This is a genomic window from Vogesella alkaliphila (assembly GCF_014652475.1).
GTDB lineage: Bacteria > Pseudomonadota > Gammaproteobacteria > Burkholderiales > Chromobacteriaceae > Vogesella > Vogesella alkaliphila.
Genome location: NZ_BMYW01000002.1, coordinates 232,575 through 249,254, shown reverse-complemented (window position 1 = coordinate 249,254; position 16,680 = coordinate 232,575). Strand labels below are relative to the sequence as shown.

The window sequence follows — 16,680 nt, the reverse complement described above, 5'->3', positions numbered from 1 at the left end:
CGCTCATTTCTGCAGGTCCAGGTAGCGCCAGCTGGTGCCCAGCAGCGGGTGCAGCTTCAGCCCCTTCACGTGGCGGTGCGCCAGCGTGCTGCGCATGCGGATGTCGCCGAAGATCCACGGCTGCTGCGCCACCGCGATCTTGTTCATCGCGTCGTACAGCTTGTTGCGCGCCGGACCGTGCGGCAGTTTCAGCGAGGCTTCGAACAGGCGGTCGTAGTCGGCGTTCTTGAAGTCGGCGGCGTTGGAGTCGCCGGCATTCTTGCCGTACAGCAGCTGCATGAAGTTCTCGCCGTCAGGGTAGTCGGCGCCCCAGGCCATGCCCCACATCTGCAGCTTGCCCTGGTGGTTGGCCTTGGACAGCTCGTTCCACTTGCCCTGCCTGAAGCCGAGGCGGATCTTCAGCGTGTCGAAGGTCTTCTGCCAGTACTCGTTCCACTGCTTGTCGGTGCTGCTGGTGCCGCAGGCCAGCTCGATGGACAGCGGCTTGCCGTCCGGCCGGGTGCGGTAGCCGTCGCTACCGATGCGGTAGCCGAAGCGGTCGAGCAGCGCGTTGGCCGCCGCCGGATCGTACTTCGGCGCGCCGCGGAAGGCCGGGTTGTGGCCGGCGACCCCGGCCGGCACGATGTAGTTCATCGGCACCGCCTGGCCGCGGCGGATGCCGGCGATGGCCTCGCTGACCGGGAAGGACATCGCGATGGCGCGGCGCAGCGCGATCCTGTCCTTGCTGTCGCCGCCGACCACCGGGTCCTGCATGTTGAAGAAGTGGAAGGTGATCTCCGGCAGCAGCTGGCGCTGCAGCTGGATGCCCTGCCGCGCGTACTGCTCGGCCAGCCGCACCTTGAGCGGGTTTTTCGGGTCGATCACCAGCGCGTTCTGCAGCGCGACCTGCGGGATGCCGCTGATGTCCAGCTGGCGGTTGAGGAATGACAGCCACAGCGGCTGCTCCTCCTCGATGACGGAGATCTCGATGCGGCCAACCTGCGGCAGGGTCTTGCCCTGCAGCGCCTGCACCACCGCCTTGTCCACCGGGTCGTTACCCGGCGTCGCGTTGAACACCAGCTTGCGAAAGCCCGGGTTGGCCTCCAGCACGATCCTGCTGCCCGGCTTCCACTCCTTCAGCAAATAGGGGCCGGTGCCCACCGGGTGGGCGTTGGTGTTGTCGCGGTTGGCCTCGATCACCTCGCGCGCCACCGCGCCGAAGGCCGGCATCGCCAGGATGGGCAGGAAGTTGAAATTGGTCTCGGTCAGCGTCAGCTGCAGCGTGTACTTGTCCAGCACCCGGATGCCGTCCAGCGGCGCGTCGTAGTTCAGCGCGCCCTTGCCGGCGGCCTTCACCAGCTCGTTGCCGCCGACGAAGCGGCCGTCGACCAGGAAGCTCCACGGCGAGTGGATGGCGGGGTCGAGGTGGCGCTTGATGCTGTAGGCGTAGTCGGCGGCGGTCAGCTCGCGCTTCTTGCCCTTGAAGGCCGGATCGGCGGCGAAGTAGATGCCGGGCTTGAGGCGGAAGGTGTACACCTTGCCGTCGGCGGAGATGGCGGGCAGCGCGCTGACGGTGTTGGGGATCAGCTTCGCCGGCCGCGCCAGGTAGTCGTAGGTCACCAGCGGATCGAAGATGTTCTCGGTGACGGTGCTGGAGTACAGGTCGGACACCTTGGCCGGATCGAAGCCGGTTTCCGGCGCGTTCAGCGCCACGCGCAGCACCTTGTTCATGTCGGCGGCCTGCGCCGGCAGCAGTGCCAGCGCGGCCAGGGTGGCCAGCAGGGCGTGTGGGTTCATGTCGGCTCCTCGGGTTTTGTTTCTATTCTGGCAACAAATGCGCGCTTTTGCGCGCGCAATGCCGGGTGGCGTGCTGGCGGCCATGGGTTAAGCAAACGGCGCGCCGGTGCCGGGGGTCAGCGCGCAGCCGCCGGCGCCAGCCGCGCCAGCATGTCCTGCAGCAGCTCGATCAGCACCCGCACCTTCATCGGCAGGTAGCGCCGCGCCGGGTACACCACGTACACCTCGGCGCTGCGCGTGCGGTAGTCCGCCAGCAGCGGCTGCAGCCGGCCCTGTTGCAGCGCGTCCTCCAGCAGGAAGCGCGGCTGCAGCAGGATGCCCATGCCGGCCACCGCGGCGCTGACCAGCACGTCGCCGTTATTGCTATGCAGCGGGCCGTCCACCGCCACCGCGATTTCCTCGTCGCCGTGCCAGAAGCGCCATACCTGCGGCTGGTTGCCCTGCTGGTAGCGCAGGCAGCTGTGGCGGGCGAGGTCGGCCGGCGTCTGCGGCGCAGGGTTGGCCGCAAGGTAGGACGGCGCCGCGCACGGCAGCATGTCGATGCGCCCCAGCGGGCGCGCGATCAGGCCGCCGCCCAAGGGCTGGGTGCTGATGCGCAGCGCGAGGTCGAAGCCGTCCTCCACCAGGTCGACCTGGCGGTCGGACAGCTCCAGCTCCACCTGCAGCAGCGGGTGGCGGCAGCGCAGCTCGGCCAGCCACTCGCCGAGGTAGCGCATGCCGAACGACAGCGGCGCCGCCATGCGCAGCGTGCCGCGCGCCTCCACGCTCTGCTGCATCGCGGCAGCGTCGGCTTCTTCCAGCTGCGCCAGCACCAGCGCGGTGCGCCGCGCGTAGTCCAGCCCGGCCTCGGTGAACGCCAGCCGCCGCGTGGTGCGCTGGATCAGGCGGGTGCCCAGCTCCTGTTCCAGCGCGCCGAGGTACTTGCTGACCATGGCGGTGGACATCTCCAGCCGTGCCGCCGCGGCGACGAAGCTGCCGCTGTCGTGAATGCTGTGGAACACCCGCAAGGCCACCAGCTTGTCCATGATTGTTTCTTTTTGGTTATCAATTCATTGCATGAATAGCCGTTTATTCGCGCTCTGGCAAGGTGTTTAATGCAGTCATCGCCACAGCGCGTGGCGCCAACCACCCGAAGGAAACCATCATGATCGACCAACGTACCGCTCCTTACGCCGCCCTGATCCTGCGTCTGGCACTGGGCCTGATGTTCGTCGCGCACGGCGCGCTGAAACTGTTCGTGTTCACCCCGGCCGGCACCGTCGGCTACTTCGCCTCGCTGGGGCTGCCGGCGATCTTCGCCTACTTCACCATCGCCGCCGAGCTGGGTGGCGGCGTGCTGCTGCTGCTGGGCGTGGCCACCCGTCCGGTGGCGCTGGCCCTGATCCCGCTGTTGATCGGCGCCGGCGTGCTCGGCCACGGCGGCAACGGCTGGGTGTTCAGCAACCAGGGCGGCGGCTGGGAATATCCGGCCTTCCTGGTGGTGGCGGCGCTGGTGCAGGTGCTGCTCGGTGACGGCGCCGCGGCGCTGAAGCCGGTCGGCTACAAGAAAGGCTGATTCAGCATCTAATAAATGATCCCGATGGCGGTGCCACAGTGGCACCGCCCTTGCTACAGGTAACGCACCATGTTCTTCGCTCCCTTGTTTCTGTCCCATGGCGGTCCGGATGTGCTGATCAACGGCTCGCCGGCACCGGCGGTATGGCGCGCTCACGCCGACAGCCTGCCGCGGCCACGCGCCATCCTGATGATGTCGGCGCACTACCTCGCGCTGCAGCCGCTGCTCGGCAGCAGCCCGCGCTGGGGCACGGTGCACGACTTCGGCGGCTTCCCGCGCGAATTGTACAAACTGCAGTATCCGGCGGCGGGCGACGACAAGGTGCTGGCCGAGGCGATGGCGCTGCTGGCAGTGGCGGGCATCGGTGCCCGTCACGACGGCGCCGAGGGGCTGGATCACGGCGCGTGGGTGCCGCTGTTGGCGATGTATCCGCAGGCCGACATCCCGGTGATCACCCTCAGTACCCTGCCGCGGCAGGACGCGCGCGCGCACTACCGGCTGGGGCTGGCGCTGGCGCAGCTGGCCGAGCAGGGGGTGCTGATCATCGGCTCCGGCAGCATGACGCACAATCTGTACGAGCTGTCGCGCGCCGGCGGCCCGGAACAGCCGTGGGCGAAGGCGTTTGCCGACTGGATGGCGCAGCGCCTGCTGGACAACGATATCGAGGCCTTGCTGGACTGGGAGGCGCGGGTGCCGTTCGCCAAGCAGAACCACCCCAGCGACGAACATCTGCTGCCGCTGTTCTTTGCGCTGGGCGCGGCCCACGGCAAGGTTGGCCGCAGCCTGCACCGCGGCATCGAGCTGGGCGCGCTGGCGATGGACGCCTGGGCGTTCGACGGCGCGGCGGCCTGAGTCAGATCGCCCGCTGCAGCCACTGCACCAGCGGCTGCACCCGGCGCAGGTGGCGGTCGTGCGGCGGCAGCACCAGGTAGTAGCCCTTGCCGCTGCGCACGCTGCGCGGGCAGGGGGTGACCAGGCTGCCGTCGCGCAGCGCGTCCTGCACGATCAGCGGATCGACCAGCGCGATGCCCAGCCCGTGCCGCGCCGCCTCGATGCCCATCACGTCGGCGTCGAACAGCAATTCCTTCTGCCCCTTCGGCCACGGCGCCGCCAGCCACAGCTGCCAGTCGTGGCGGTCGCGGCTGGTGTGGATCAGCGGATACTGCGCCAGCGCGTCCTCGGACAGCGTCTGCGCGCCGCCCAGCAGCGACGGCGCCGCCACCGGCGTCAGCACCTCCTGGTGCAGCAGCTGCACGCTGACCCCCGGCCAGTTGCCGTCGCCGTACTGGATCGCCATGTCGAACAGCCCCCAGTCGAAGGCGGGCTTCTCCTCCCACACCGTGCTGACGCTGATGTCGAGGTCGGGAAACTGTTCCTTGAAGTGCTGCAGTTGCGGCACCAGCCAGCGCACCGCGATCGACGGCGGCGACTTGATGCGGATGCTGTGCTGGCGCTGGTTCAGCTGTTCGCAGGTTTCGCTGATCTTCTGGATCGCCTCGTGCAGGCCGTGCTGCAGCGTGGCGCCTTCGGGCGTCAGGGTGATGCCGCGCTGGCTGCGTACCAGCAGCGGAAAGCCGAAGTGTTCTTCCAGGTTGCGCACCTGGTGGCTGACCGCGCTCTGGGTCAGGCACAGCGTGTCGGCGGCTTTGGTGAAGCTTTGCAGGCGGGCGACCGCCTCAAAGATACGCAAGGCATTGAGCGGGGGCAGTTTGGTCATCGGGCAGCGGGCGCGGGTGGCTATCCGCCACAATCTGCCGCACCGGCAGCCGGCTCGTCAATGCGCACTGCAATTCCTCGCTGATGGTGCCGCAGCGCCAGGCGATCTCGTCGCAGCTCAGCGCCGCATCGCCCCACAGCGTCACCTCGTCGCCGATGCCCACCGCGGGGTGCTCGGACAGGTCGATGGCCAGCACGTTCATCGCCACGCGGCCGACCAGCGGCACGCGCTGGCCGTTCACCAGCACCGGGGTGCCGCTGGGCGCCGCGCGCGGGTAGCCGTCGCCGTAGCCGGCGCCGACGATGCCGATGCGCATCGGCTTCTCGGCGGTGAACGCGGCGCCGTAGCCGATGCTGTCGCCGGCTTGCAGCTCGCCGATGTGCACGATGCGGGCGGCGAAGCGCATCGCCGGCAGGATGCCGGCCGGCCACAGGCTGGTGTCGGGGTAGAACGGGTTGTTGTTGTACAGGAGGCCGCCCAGGCGCACCGCGGCGCCGTGGGTCAGCGGCGCGCGCAGGGTGGCGGCGCTGTTGGCCGCGGTAAACGGCAGGCCGGTGCTGGTGACCACCTGCATGAAGCGCTGCCACGGCGCGTCCAGCCGCGTCGCCAGATCGTCGGCGCAGGCGAAGTGCGTCATCAGCCCGGCCACCTCGCAGACGCCGTCCTGCTGCAGTTGCCGCACCACCTCGATCGCGCGCTCCGGCACGAAGCCGAAGCGGTTCATGCCGGTATTGACCTTCACCCACACACGCAAGGGTTGGCCGCAGGCGCGCAGCCACTGCAGCTGGTGCTCGGAGCGCAGCACCACGTCCAGCTGCCAGGCGTGCGCCTCGTCCAGCTCGCGCGCCTCGATGGCGCCCTCCAGCAGCAGGATGGGCGCGCGGATGCCGGCGTGGCGCAGCGCGATGGCGTCGTCGAGGTTGATCAGCGCGAAGCCGTCGGCCTCCGGCAGCGCCTGCGCCACGCGCAGCAGGCCGTGGCCGTAGCCGTTGGATTTCACCACCGCCCACACCCGGGTGCCGGGCAGCTGCCGTTTGGCGATGGCGTAGTTGTGGCGCAGGGCGGGGAGGTTGATTTCGGCGTAGGCGGTGCGGGTCATGGCGGGTCTTTCGTGCCGGGGCAGGGCGCCCCGGCGGTCGGTCAGCAAGGGGTGATGCTTACTTGAACGGGTAGATGTCGTAGCTGAAGTACTTGTTCTGCACCTGTTTGTAGGTGCCGTTGTCGATGATCTTCTTCAGCGCGGCGTTGACCTTGCCCAGCAGCTCCTTGTTGCCCTTCTGCACCGCGATGCCGGAGCCCATGTAGTACTTCGGATCGTTGTACACCGGGCCGACAAAGGAGTAGCCCTTGCCCATCGGCTTCTTCAGGAAGTCCTCGTCGCCGACGTTGGCGTCGAGGTAGACCGCGTCCAGGCGCTGGTTGCTGAGGTCAAGGAAGCTGTCGGTGACCTTGCCGTACAGCTTGAGCTTGACGCCCTTCGGCACCCACTTGGCGGTGGCTTCCTCGCGCTGCACCGAGGTGCGCAGCACGCCGATGGTCTTGCCCTTGAACCACTTGTCGTCGATCTTGGTGCCGGCCTTGGCGATCAGGCGGCCGGGGATGTTGAAGTACATGTCGCTGAAGTCGACCGCCTTCGCGCGCTCCGGGGTGATGTTCATCGAGGCGATGGCCAGGTCGTACTTCTTGGCCTGCACCGCCGGGATGATGCCGTCGAAGTCCATGGTGCTGACTTCGCACTGCAGCTTGGCCTCGGTGCAGATGGCGCGGGCGATGTCCGGATCGAAGCCGACGATGCTGCCGTCCGGGTTGACCTTGGAGAACGGCGGGTAGCTGACGTCGGTGACGATGCGCACGGTCTGGGCATTGGCCAGCAGCGGCAGGGCGCACAACAGGGACAGCGCGAGGACTTTGTTGCAGTTCATGGTGATCTCCGATTGTTTCTTGGTTTGGTGTTGGCGGCGTGCCGGTGCCGTTGAAGTCAGGCTAATGATCCGGCGGCTGCGGAACAAATGATTTATGGCGATCGGCGCATGAGAGAAATTCATGCTGCACTGCACTGAGCCGCGGCGGCCAGGCTTGCGGCCAACGTTGGCCGCAGACGGCAAAACACCGGCGCGTGGCCGGTGTGGTCGGGTGTGTTGCCGCGCGGGCGGATCAGTCTTCCAGCAGGCCGTCCAGCTGGTGCTTCTTCAGCAGCGCCGCGTACTCGCCGCTGGCCTTCACCTGGTCGATGGCCTTGTTGAAGCGCTGCTTCAGCTCGCCGTCCTGCTTGCGCAGCGCCACCGCCACGCCCTCGCCGAGGAGCTTGTCCTTGCGGCCGTCGAACACCGGGCCGCTGAAGGCGAAGGCCTTGCCGTTAGCGGTATCGAGGAAGCCCTTCTGCAGCTGCACGGTGTTGCCGAAGGTGAAGTCGGCGCGGCCGGAAGTCAGCTCCAGCATCGGGTCCTGCGCGTTGACGTAGCGCTTGATGCTGGCGCTCTTGAAGTGCTGGCTGACGAAGCGGTCCTGCGGCGTGCCGGTCTGCACCGCGATGGTCTTGCCCTTCAGGTCGGCGGACAGCTGCACGCCCTTGCGGCCGACGAAGCGGTTCTGCATCAGGTAGTACACCTTGCTGAAGTCCACCACCTTGCGCCGCTCGTCGGTGATGTTCATCGACGACATGATCGCGTCGTACTTCTTCGCCTGCAGGCCGGGGATCAGCCCGTCCCACGGCTGGTTGATGACCTCGCACGGCGTGGCCATCGCCTTGCACAGCGCGTAGGCGAAGTCGACCTCGAAGCCGGCGACCTTGCCGCTGGCGTCGACATACTCGAACGGCGGGTAGGTGGCGTCGGTGGCGATCACGAGCTTGTCGGCGGCGTGGGTGGCGAACGGGGCCAGCAGGCTGGCGGTCAGGATCAGGTGCTTGAGTTTCATGTTTTCTCCTTGAGACGCTTTGATGGGGCTTATCCAATGAAACGACGGTGTTGCAGCGCTGGCAGGCGGCTGCGCCAGGTCTGTTGCCCGGTGAAATCGAGTGTCGCCAGCGCGATGCCCTCGCCCTCGGCGTGGCAGGCCAGCACCTGCCCCCAGGGGTCGACGATCATGCTGTGGCCGAAGGTGCGTTTGCCGCCGGGGTGGACGCCGCCCTGGCCGGGCGCCACCACGAAGGCGAGGTTTTCCACCGCCCGGGCGCGCAGCAGCAGCTCCCAGTGCGCCTGGCCGGTGGTGTGGGTGAACGCCGCCGGCGCGGTGATCAGCACCGGGGCCGGGGCCTGGCGGTACAGCTCGGGGAAGCGCAGGTCGTAGCACACCGACAGCCGCGTCGGCCCCCACGGCGTGGCGGCGCTGACGATGCTGTCGCCGGCCTGCATGGTGTCGGCCTCGGCGTAGCGTTCGCGGCCGTCGTCGAAGCCGAACAAATGGGTCTTGTCGTAGCGCGCCGCGCACTGTCCCTGCGGACCGAACAGCAGGCTGCTGTTGCAGAAGCGCCCCGGCTGCGTGCCCTGCAGCGGCAGGGTGCCGGCCAGCAGCCAGACGCCGTGGTGGGCGGCGGCGGCGGCCAACCTTTGCTGCAGCGGGCCGGCGCCGAACGGCTCGGCCAGTGCCAGCCGCGCGCGCTCGTCGGCCGGCATCAGGTAGAAGTACTCCGGCAGCGCGACGAACTGCGCGCCCTGCGCCGCGGCCTCGGCCAGCAGCGCCTCGGCCCGTTCAAGGTTGGCCGCAAGGTCGTCGCCGGACACCATCTGGATGGCGGCGGCGGTCAGTGTCTCCATCATCATGCTCAGCCTCCGATCCGGCACAGGCGCTCGGCGCCGGCGAGCAGGGTGGCGTCGTCCTTGGCGAAGGACAGCCGGATCACGCGCTGGTCGGTGCCGTCGCGGTAGAACGCCGACACCGGGATGGTGGCCACGCCGTGCTCCACGATCAGGCGCTGCACGAAGTCGCTGTCGCTGTCGTCCGTCAGGTGGCCGAAGCTGGCCAGCATGAAGAAGCTGCCCTGGCTCGGGATCAGCTTCAGCGGCGATTCCGCCAGCGCCTGACTCAGCAGGTCGCGCTTGTGCTGGTAAAAACCGGATAGGCCGAGGTAGTGCGCCGGCTCCGCCATCAGCCGCGCCAGCGCGTACTGCATCGGGGTGTCGGCGGCGAACATCGCGAACTGGTGCACCTTGCGGATCTCGTCCATCAGCGCCCTGGGCGCCAGGCAGTAGCCGACGCGCCAGCCGGTGACGTGAAAGGTCTTGCCGAAAGACGTCACCACCACCGAACGGGCGGCCAACCTGGGGTGGCGGCTCATGCTGTGGTGCAGTTGGCCGTCGAACACCACGTGCTCGTACACCTCGTCGGAGAGGATGACGATGTCGGTGCCGTCGGTGAGCGCCTCCAGCCGCGCCACGTCGGCGGCGGACAGCACGGTGCCGGTCGGGTTGTGCGGGGTGTTGAGCAGGATCATGCGCGTGCGCGGCGTGACGCGGGCGGCGACCTCGTCCCACGGGATGGCGAACTCGGGGGCCGCAAGCTTGATCACCACCGGGGTGGCGCCCTGCAGCTCGATCATCGGGATGTAGCTGTCGAAGGCCGGCTCGAACACGATCACCTCGTCGCCGGCGTGCACCAGCGCGGTAATCGCCGAGAACAGCGCCTCGCTGGCGCTGGCCATCACCGTCACCTCGTCGTCGACGTCGTAGCGCTGGCCGTACAGCGTCTCGACCTTGGCGGCGATCGCCTCGCGCAGCGCCGGCAGCCCGCTCATCGGTGCGTACTGGTTGTGGCCGGCCTGCATCGCCTCGTGCGCGTAGCGCACCAGATCGGCGCTGCACGGGAAGTTGGGCGCGCCCTGCGACAGGTTGATCGCCTGGTGTTTGGCGGCCAGCTGGCCGATCACGGTGAAGATGGTGGTGCCGACGTGCGGCAGCTTGGACTGGACGGTGACGGAGTTGTGCATGATCTGTGGAGCCGGTTGTGGTATCTGGCGTCCATTGAACGCCACTGCCCCTTGTGCGACAAACGATTTATCGGCATGTTATGGCTGAGAATTTTTCAGTCATGGAGGCCGCGATGTCGCGCCGCAATCTGCCGCTGTACGCCTTGTCGCTGTTCGAGGCCGCCGCCCGTCACCAGAGCTTCACCCGCGCCGCCGACGAGCTGTGCCTGACCCAGGGCGCGGTCAGCAAGCAGATGGCGCAGCTGGAGGCGCACCTGGGCTACCCGCTGTTCCACCGCTACGCGCGCAGCCTGAAACTGTCGGTGCAGGGCGAGTGCCTGCTCGGCTACGTGCAGCAGGCGCTGGGCCTGCTCGACAAGGGCGTGGCGGAGGCGGCGGCGGCCAGCGCGCCGTTGCGGCTGAAGGCGCCCAGCTGCATCGCGCGCTGGTTATTGCAGCAGTTGCGCGCCTTTGCCGACGAGGCGCCGGAGATCAGCGTGCAGCTCAGCGGCGTGCACGCCCACGACATCGACTTTGCCCGCGAGAACTACGACCTGGCCATCGTCTACCGGCCGCTGGCCAGCGCCGGCGATCGCGGCGTGGTGCTGTTCGCCGAACGGCTGACGCCGGTGCTGTCGCCGTCGCTGCTGGCACAGGTTGGCCGCAAGCTGGACAGCCCGGCGGCGCTGGGCGCCTACCCGCTGTTGCACCCGTCCGCCGACCGCCGCGACTGGCGGCAATGGCTGCAGGCCAACGGCGAGCGGCAACCGGCGCTGATGGCCGGCACCGTGTTCGACACCCTCGACCAGGCGATGAATGCGGCGCTGCAGGGCTTCGGCGTCACCCTCGGCGACGTCACCCTGCTGGCGGAAGAGCTGAAAAACGGGCAGGCGATCGCGCCGTTCGCCAGCTGCCTGGACAGCGGCTACGGCTACGTGCTGCTGCTGCCGGAACAGGCGCCGGCGGCCGCGGCGCTGCGGCTGCAGCAGTGGTTCCGGCAACGCGTCGCGCCGCTTGCCTAGTCCCTGAACACGGGCCAGCCGGCTGCTCAGTGCAGCCAGCGTGCGGCCAGCCAGCGGCAGAAATCCTGCACCATCGCCGCGGTCAGCTGGTGACCGGCCGGGTACAGCTGCAGCTGGTGCGGCACGCCCAGCTCGTCCAGCCACTGGTGGGCCTTTTCCGCCCACGCCAGCGGCAGCTTGTCGTCGAACTCGCCGTGCGAGACGAAGCCGGCCAGCGTTGCCAGATCCTGCGGCGCGGCCAGCCGCGGCGCGATTTCCGGCAGGATGCGCCCGGACAGCAGGCCGAAACCGCCGACCAGCTGCGGCGAGGTCAGCGCCAGACCGGCGCTCATGATGCCGCCCTGGCTGAAGCCGGCGACCACCGTCTGCGCCGCGCCCAGCGCGCATTCCGTCTGCAGGCTGGCCACCAGACGCTGCAACTGCTGGCGGCTGGCCTCCGCCTGCGCCGGGTTGATCGTCGGCCCTTGCGCGCCGAAGCTGACCTGGAACCAGCCGAACTGGCCGGGGCCGAACTGTAGCGGCGCCTGCACCAGCACCACTCTCACCCTGCTATCCAGCTGCTGGCCAAGCGCGGCCAGCTGACCCTCGTTACCGCCCACGCCATGCAACAGCAGCAGCAACAGCTGCGGCGCGGCGGCGGTATCGGCCTGCAGTACGCGGTAGTGCAGGCCGGAGGCGGCATCCTGGCGCAGCGCCGATGGCGCTTGTGAAGAAAGGGGCGGGTGGGGTGGCTGGCTGTGCATCGGGGTTCCTCGGCTAAACGGCGGCGCCATGGCTGACGGATGACCCCGATTCTGCGGCCGGACTGGCTGGCGATAAACAGCGATGGACGAAACGGATTGTTGCCTTGCAGGAAAGAATCAAGCTGCGGCGGAGAGGGGCAATGTTTATCGCATGGCCGGTGTGGCCAGGATGGCAGGGCAGCGGGCAACAAAGAAAAAGGACTTACAGCGTGAACTGTAAGTCCTTGATTTCTTGTGGTGGGCCCTGCGGGGCTCGAACCCGCGACCAAAGGATTATGAGTCCTCTGCTCTAACCAACTGAGCTAAAGGCCCAAACGGCGGCCATTATAGCAGGATATTGGCTTACTGGTTGCCCGGTTCGTTGTCGAGGAAGCTGCGCAGGCGCTCGGAACGGGTCGGGTGGCGCAGCTTGCGCAGCGCCTTGGCTTCGATCTGGCGAATCCGCTCGCGCGTCACGTCAAACTGCTTGCCGACTTCTTCCAGCGTGTGGTCGGTATTCATGTCGATACCGAAGCGCATGCGCAGGACCTTGGCTTCGCGCGGGGTCAGCGAGTCCAGCACTTCCTTGGTCGCGTCGCGCAGGCTGGAGTACATCGCCGCTTCCGCCGGTGCCACGGTCACCGAATCCTCGATGAAGTCGCCCAGATGGGAGTCGTCATCGTCGCCGATCGGGGTTTCCATCGAGATCGGCTCTTTGGAAATCTTCATGATCTTGCGGATCTTGTCTTCCGGCATTTCCATCTTCTCTGCCAGCTCGGCCGGGTCGGGTTCGCGACCGGTCTCCTGCAGGATCTGACGGCTGATACGATTCATCTTGTTGATGGTTTCGATCATGTGCACCGGAATGCGGATGGTCCGTGCCTGGTCGGCGATGGAACGGGTAATCGCCTGACGGATCCACCAAGTGGCGTAGGTGGAGAACTTGTAGCCGCGGCGGTATTCGAACTTGTCCACCGCCTTCATCAGGCCGATGTTGCCCTCCTGGATCAGGTCGAGGAACTGCAGGCCGCGGTTGGTGTACTTCTTGGCGATGGAGATCACCAGGCGCAAGTTGGCCTCGATCATCTCGCGCTTGGCCAGACGAGCCTTGGTCTCGCCGGACGACATCTGGCGATTGATTTCCTTCAGCTCGTTGATGGTCAGCATCGACTGCGTCTGCAGTTCGGCAATCTTGCCCTGCTTCTCGATGATCGCGTACTTGAAGCGCGACAGCACGTCGGACCATGGCTTGCCGGCCGCGATTTCGCGCTCGACCCAGTCCGGGTTGCACTCGTTGCCCGGGAACTGGCTGACGAAGTGCTTGCGGTCCATGCGCACACGGCTGACGCAGATGTCGAGGATCTCGCGTTCCAGCTTGCGGATGTCGTTGACGCTGCTGCGCAGGCTCTCGCACAGGCTCTCGATCTGGCGGGTGGAGAAGCGCACCAGCATGAACTGGGCGGAAATCGCGTCCTGCACCTCGTTGTACTGCTTGCTGCCAAAGCCGTGCTTGGCCAGCGCCTTCAGCAGCTGGTCGTAGAGGGTGCGCACTTCGGCGAAGTGGGCCAGTGCCTGCTGCTTCAACTCTTCCAGATTGGCTTCGTTGATGCGTGCCTGGTTGGCTTCTTCGTCCTCTTCGCTTTCTTCCTCCTCATCCTCGTCCAGCTCCTCGTCGGAGGCCGGTTCGGCGAACGGGACTTCTTCGGTGGCTTCTTCGGCGTTCGGGTCGATGATGCCTTCGATGATTTCGTCGATGCGCATCTCGCCGGCTTCGACCTTGCTGATCAGGGCCAGCACCTGCGCAACCGATCCCGGGCAAGCCGAGATCGCCTGGATCATGTTCTTCAGGCCTTCCTCGATGCGCTTGGCAATGACGATTTCGCCCTCGCGCGTCAGCAGCTCGACCGAACCCATTTCGCGCATGTACATGCGCACCGGGTCGGTGGTGCGGCCGAATTCGGCGTCCACGGACGACAGCGCGGCTTCCGCTTCTTCCACCGCGTCTTCATCGGCCACCGCCGGCGTCGAGTCGGACATCAGCAGGGTTTCCGCGTCCGGTGCCTCGTCGTAGACCTGGATGCCCAGGCCGCCGATCATGGTGACGATGTTCTCGATCTGCTCGGTGTCGGAGACGTCCTCGGGCAGGTGGTCGTTGATCTCGGCGTAGGTGAGATAGCCACGCTCTTTGCCCAAGGCAATGAGCATACGAAGCCGCTTGCGCTGCTCTTCGATGCTCATTGGCTCGGTTGCCGGTTCGTTATTCTGTTTCTTGATGTCGGGAGAAGCCGCCATTTGGTTTCCTGCTCAAAAAAAGCCGAAAAAAACAATTGATTATATCACAACCCGGTATCACCCGTTGCGGGGAGCCGCGCCGGAGGGCGCCAGCTTTCTGGCAAGCAGGGTACGCAGCAGTTGTAACTCCTCGCTGCTCAGGTGTTCGTAGCCTTTGGCCGACAGGCCGGAGATCAGGTCGTCGTCGTAACGGTCGGTCAGGCGGATGAAGCCCAGCCGGAAGTTTTCACGGTCGTTCTGATCCGGGTTGGAGAATTCTTCGGGTTCGCGCATGGTGTCCAACAGGACGGAGTCGATCGTGAGCTCGTGTGGGCTGTGCCGGAAAAATTCTGCCAGTCGTGCTGTCGTCAGTTCGCTGTCACTGGCCTGTATTGCTTCCACGATGGCCACCAGGGTGGCCATCTCGTTTTCGTAGGGCCGATTGTCACTTACTAGGACATCGTGCGCCCACGCGGGGTTCATCAGTAGCCACTTGATCTGCTTGCGCACCATCGAGCTGCTGCCGGGGCGGTTCGACTGTTCAGGTAGCTGGTAATCGCGACGCCCCTTGCGCTCCGGACGGCTGTGTCCGGTGAGCATGTCGAATTCGTCGACATCCATGCCGGCCAGTTCGGCCAGCCTTTTCTTAATGATATAGCCCAAGGTGGGGGCGGCAATCTGTTCCAACAGGGGCTTGGCCTGACGGACCAGATCGGCACGCCCTTCCGGGGTGCTCATGTCGACGCGGGCGGTCAGCTCCTGCGTGAAATACGCTGACAGTGGCACGCTTTGTTCCTTTAGCGCTGCCTCGAAGGCCTCGCGGCCGAACTCGCGGATGTAGCTGTCGGGGTCGTGCTCCTGCGGCAGGAACAGGAAGTGCAGCGCCTTGCCGTCGACCAGTTGCGGCAGGCTGTTTTCCAGTGCCCGCCACGCCGCCTTCTGCCCGGCCTTGTCGCCGTCGAAGCAGAAGTAGACGTGGTCGGCATGGCGCAGCAGCTTGCGCACGTGTTCGCCGGTGGTGGCGGTGCCGAGGGTGGCCACCGCGTACGCCACGCCGTACTGCGCCAGCGCCACCACGTCCATATAGCCTTCCACCACCAGCACCGCGTTCGCGTCGCGGATCGCCTGGCGCGCCTCGTACAGGCCGTACAGCTCGCGGCCCTTCTCGAACAGCGGCGTTTCCGGCGAGTTCAGGTACTTCGGCGCATTGGGCGCCTTGTCTTTCGACAGGATGCGGCCGCCGAAACCGATGATGCCGCCACGCTGGTTGCGGATCGGGAACATCACCCGTTCGCGGAAGCGGTCGTAGCGGCGGCCGCCGTCCTCGGCGTCGATGACCAGGCCGCACTCGGCCAGAACCGGGCTCAAGTATTCGGGAAATACGCTGGCCAGGTTCTGCCGGTTGTCCGGGGCGTAGCCCAGGGCAAAGCGGGCGGCGATTTCGCCGGTCAGGCCGCGCCCCTTCAGGTAGTCGATGGCGACCGGCGCCTGTTTCAGCTGCTGCTTGTAGTAGCGGGCAGCCTGTTCCAGCGCGCCCTCCAGCGACAGCTTCTTCTCGCGCGCCGCACGGCTGGCCTCGGGGTTGGCCGCACGTTCTTCCGGCACCGGCAGGCCGATGCCTTCGGCCAGCGTCTTCACCGCGTCGACAAAGGGCAGCCCCTGGTACTCCATCACGAAGCCGATGGCGGAGCCGTGTGCACCGCAACCGAAGCAGTGGTAGAACTGCTTGCTGGGGCTGACGGTGAAGGACGGCGACTTTTCCTTGTGGAACGGGCAGCAGGCCATGTAGTTCTGGCCGGCCTTTTTCAGCGGGACGTAACGATCCACCACGTCGACGATGTCGACGCGGGACAGCAACTGGTCGATGAAATCCTGCGGGATCATCCGGTGGGGATCAGCCTGCCAGCTTTGCCTTGATGCGGGCGGAGACGGCGGCCATGTCGGCACGGCCGGCCATGTGCGGCTTCAGCAGCGCCATCACCTTGCCCATGTCCTGCATGCCGGCAGCGCCGCTGCTGAGGATGGCGCCTTCGATCATGGTGTCGATCTCGGCCTCGCTCAGCTGCTGCGGCAGGTAGGCCATCAGCACGGCCATTTCCGCCTTTTCCTTGTCGGCCAGGTCCTGGCGCTGGGCGGCTTCGTACTGGCTGATCGAGTCACGGCGCTGTTTCAGCATCTTGTCGACCACCGCGGTGATGGCGGTGTCGTCCAGCTCGATACGCTCGTCGACTTCCTTTTGCTTGATCGCGGCCATCAGCAGGCGGATGGCGGCCAGGCGTTCGGTTTCGCGGGCTTTCATCGCCGATTTCATGTCGTCTTGGATGCGTGCTTTCAGGCTCATGATCGTGTCCGTACTTGAGGGGGAAACGTTGGCCGCGTGCGGCCAACGTATAAATGGCAAAACCGCAGGACAGGCCTGCGGTCTTCATGCGTACAACCGGGAAGCTTAGTACAGCTTCGGTGGCAGCATCTGGCTGCGGATGCGCTTGTAGTGGCGCTTAACGGCAGCCGCTTTCTTGCGCTTGCGTTCTGCAGTTGGCTTTTCGTAGAACTCACGAGCACGCAGTTCGGTCAGCAGACCGGTTTTTTCGATCGCGCGCTTGAAGCGACGCATGGCAACTTCGAACGGCTCGTTCTCTTTAACGCGAATATTCGGCATTTAGCGAAGGTCCTTAAAATCTTGGCTTGAGGCGTAAAACCGCCCCGAGGAAAAT

General features: G+C 66.3%; 16 protein-coding genes and 1 tRNA gene. 3 read left to right on the top strand and 14 right to left on the bottom strand.

The window, feature by feature from the left end; translation table 11 throughout:
- Window positions 1-3: 3 nt before the first annotated feature.
- Both IE100_RS04400 and IE100_RS04395 read right to left on the bottom strand, forming a co-directional pair.
- Window positions 4-1,776: an ABC transporter substrate-binding protein gene (locus tag IE100_RS04400; protein ID WP_189372912.1), complete on the bottom strand. Its 1,773-nt coding sequence runs from the start codon at window positions 1,774-1,776 to the stop codon at window positions 4-6.
- Between the two features lie 116 nt (window positions 1,777-1,892).
- Window positions 1,893-2,801 carry a LysR family transcriptional regulator gene (locus IE100_RS04395; RefSeq protein WP_189372911.1) on the bottom strand — a complete coding sequence of 303 codons (909 nt, stop codon included), beginning with the start codon at window positions 2,799-2,801 and terminating at the stop codon, window positions 1,893-1,895.
- A gap of 119 nt (window positions 2,802-2,920) precedes the next feature.
- Here IE100_RS04395 and IE100_RS04390 point away from each other — a divergent pair, with 119 nt between their 5' ends.
- Together IE100_RS04390 and IE100_RS04385 are read left to right on the top strand one after the other, a co-directional pair.
- Window positions 2,921-3,331 (top strand): DoxX family protein, encoded by a 411-nt coding sequence (locus IE100_RS04390; RefSeq protein WP_189372910.1) that lies wholly within the window; start codon window positions 2,921-2,923, stop codon window positions 3,329-3,331.
- Between the two features lie 69 nt (window positions 3,332-3,400).
- On the top strand, window positions 3,401-4,183 hold the full coding sequence (locus IE100_RS04385; protein ID WP_189372909.1) for a DODA-type extradiol aromatic ring-opening family dioxygenase: 783 nt from the start codon (window positions 3,401-3,403) through the stop codon (window positions 4,181-4,183).
- 1 nt (window position 4,184) lies between these two features.
- Here IE100_RS04385 and IE100_RS04380 read toward each other — a convergent pair whose 3' ends face one another.
- The 6 genes from IE100_RS04380 to IE100_RS04355 form a co-directional block, all read right to left on the bottom strand.
- Window positions 4,185-5,048, bottom strand: coding sequence for a LysR substrate-binding domain-containing protein (locus IE100_RS04380; RefSeq protein ID WP_189372908.1), 864 nt, complete (start codon window positions 5,046-5,048; stop codon window positions 4,185-4,187).
- Window positions 5,008-6,147 (bottom strand): alanine racemase, encoded by a 1,140-nt coding sequence (gene alr / locus IE100_RS04375; RefSeq protein WP_189372907.1) that lies wholly within the window; start codon window positions 6,145-6,147, stop codon window positions 5,008-5,010. Before alr ends, IE100_RS04380 begins: the two co-directional genes overlap by 41 nt.
- Before the next feature lie 58 nt (window positions 6,148-6,205).
- Entirely contained in the window at window positions 6,206-6,970 is a 765-nt protein-coding gene (locus IE100_RS04370) for a transporter substrate-binding domain-containing protein (RefSeq protein WP_189372906.1), read from the bottom strand.
- 232 nt (window positions 6,971-7,202) lie between these two features.
- Entirely contained in the window at window positions 7,203-7,964 is a 762-nt protein-coding gene (locus tag IE100_RS04365) for a transporter substrate-binding domain-containing protein (protein ID WP_189372905.1), read from the bottom strand.
- Between the two features lie 29 nt (window positions 7,965-7,993).
- Window positions 7,994-8,806 carry a carbon-nitrogen hydrolase family protein gene (locus IE100_RS04360; protein ID WP_229800237.1) on the bottom strand — a complete coding sequence of 271 codons (813 nt, stop codon included), beginning with the start codon at window positions 8,804-8,806 and terminating at the stop codon, window positions 7,994-7,996.
- Between the two features lie 5 nt (window positions 8,807-8,811).
- On the bottom strand, window positions 8,812-9,972 hold the full coding sequence (locus IE100_RS04355; protein ID WP_229800219.1) for a methionine aminotransferase: 1,161 nt from the start codon (window positions 9,970-9,972) through the stop codon (window positions 8,812-8,814).
- 113 nt (window positions 9,973-10,085) lie between these two features.
- Here IE100_RS04355 and IE100_RS04350 point away from each other — a divergent pair, with 113 nt between their 5' ends.
- Window positions 10,086-10,973, top strand: a complete 888-nt coding sequence (locus IE100_RS04350; RefSeq protein WP_189372904.1) for a LysR substrate-binding domain-containing protein — start codon at window positions 10,086-10,088, stop codon at window positions 10,971-10,973.
- Window positions 10,974-10,999: 26 nt separating this feature from the next.
- Here the strand turns inward: IE100_RS04350 and IE100_RS04345 are convergent, their stop codons facing one another.
- The 6 genes from IE100_RS04345 to rpsU form a co-directional block, all read right to left on the bottom strand.
- Window positions 11,000-11,716 carry an alpha/beta hydrolase gene (locus IE100_RS04345; RefSeq protein ID WP_189372903.1) on the bottom strand — a complete coding sequence of 239 codons (717 nt, stop codon included), beginning with the start codon at window positions 11,714-11,716 and terminating at the stop codon, window positions 11,000-11,002.
- A gap of 235 nt (window positions 11,717-11,951) precedes the next feature.
- A tRNA-Ile gene (locus tag IE100_RS04340) sits at window positions 11,952-12,028 on the bottom strand.
- 30 nt (window positions 12,029-12,058) lie between these two features.
- Window positions 12,059-13,987 carry an RNA polymerase sigma factor RpoD gene (gene rpoD, locus IE100_RS04335; protein WP_189372902.1) on the bottom strand — a complete coding sequence of 643 codons (1,929 nt, stop codon included), beginning with the start codon at window positions 13,985-13,987 and terminating at the stop codon, window positions 12,059-12,061.
- Between the two features lie 57 nt (window positions 13,988-14,044).
- On the bottom strand, window positions 14,045-15,850 hold the full coding sequence (dnaG, locus tag IE100_RS04330) for a DNA primase (RefSeq protein ID WP_189372901.1): 1,806 nt from the start codon (window positions 15,848-15,850) through the stop codon (window positions 14,045-14,047).
- A gap of 10 nt (window positions 15,851-15,860) precedes the next feature.
- Window positions 15,861-16,307: a GatB/YqeY domain-containing protein gene (locus IE100_RS04325; protein WP_189372900.1), complete on the bottom strand. Its 447-nt coding sequence runs from the start codon at window positions 16,305-16,307 to the stop codon at window positions 15,861-15,863.
- Window positions 16,308-16,412: 105 nt separating this feature from the next.
- Window positions 16,413-16,625 carry a 30S ribosomal protein S21 gene (gene rpsU / locus IE100_RS04320; protein WP_047967786.1) on the bottom strand — a complete coding sequence of 71 codons (213 nt, stop codon included), beginning with the start codon at window positions 16,623-16,625 and terminating at the stop codon, window positions 16,413-16,415.
- Window positions 16,626-16,680: the final 55 nt, after the last annotated feature.

Bases quoted from the DNA above. Each gene is read 5' to 3' on its own strand.
- IE100_RS04400 (WP_189372912.1), bottom strand. From the start codon at position 1,776: ATGAACCCACACGCCCTGCTGGCCACCCTGGCCGCGCTGGCACTGCTG.
- IE100_RS04395 (WP_189372911.1), bottom strand. From the start codon at position 2,801: ATGGACAAGCTGGTGGCCTTGCGGGTGTTCCACAGCATTCACGACAGC.
- IE100_RS04390 (WP_189372910.1), top strand. From the start codon at position 2,921: ATGATCGACCAACGTACCGCTCCTTACGCCGCCCTGATCCTGCGTCTG.
- IE100_RS04385 (WP_189372909.1), top strand. From the start codon at position 3,401: ATGTTCTTCGCTCCCTTGTTTCTGTCCCATGGCGGTCCGGATGTGCTG.
- IE100_RS04380 (WP_189372908.1), bottom strand. From the start codon at position 5,048: ATGACCAAACTGCCCCCGCTCAATGCCTTGCGTATCTTTGAGGCGGTC.
- alr (WP_189372907.1), bottom strand. From the start codon at position 6,147: ATGACCCGCACCGCCTACGCCGAAATCAACCTCCCCGCCCTGCGCCAC.
- IE100_RS04370 (WP_189372906.1), bottom strand. From the start codon at position 6,970: ATGAACTGCAACAAAGTCCTCGCGCTGTCCCTGTTGTGCGCCCTGCCG.
- IE100_RS04365 (WP_189372905.1), bottom strand. From the start codon at position 7,964: ATGAAACTCAAGCACCTGATCCTGACCGCCAGCCTGCTGGCCCCGTTC.
- IE100_RS04360 (WP_229800237.1), bottom strand. From the start codon at position 8,806: ATGATGGAGACACTGACCGCCGCCGCCATCCAGATGGTGTCCGGCGAC.
- IE100_RS04355 (WP_229800219.1), bottom strand. From the start codon at position 9,972: ATGCACAACTCCGTCACCGTCCAGTCCAAGCTGCCGCACGTCGGCACC.
- IE100_RS04350 (WP_189372904.1), top strand. From the start codon at position 10,086: ATGTCGCGCCGCAATCTGCCGCTGTACGCCTTGTCGCTGTTCGAGGCC.
- IE100_RS04345 (WP_189372903.1), bottom strand. From the start codon at position 11,716: ATGCACAGCCAGCCACCCCACCCGCCCCTTTCTTCACAAGCGCCATCG.
- rpoD (WP_189372902.1), bottom strand. From the start codon at position 13,987: ATGGCGGCTTCTCCCGACATCAAGAAACAGAATAACGAACCGGCAACC.
- dnaG (WP_189372901.1), bottom strand. From the start codon at position 15,850: ATGATCCCGCAGGATTTCATCGACCAGTTGCTGTCCCGCGTCGACATC.
- IE100_RS04325 (WP_189372900.1), bottom strand. From the start codon at position 16,307: ATGAGCCTGAAAGCACGCATCCAAGACGACATGAAATCGGCGATGAAA.
- rpsU (WP_047967786.1), bottom strand. From the start codon at position 16,625: ATGCCGAATATTCGCGTTAAAGAGAACGAGCCGTTCGAAGTTGCCATG.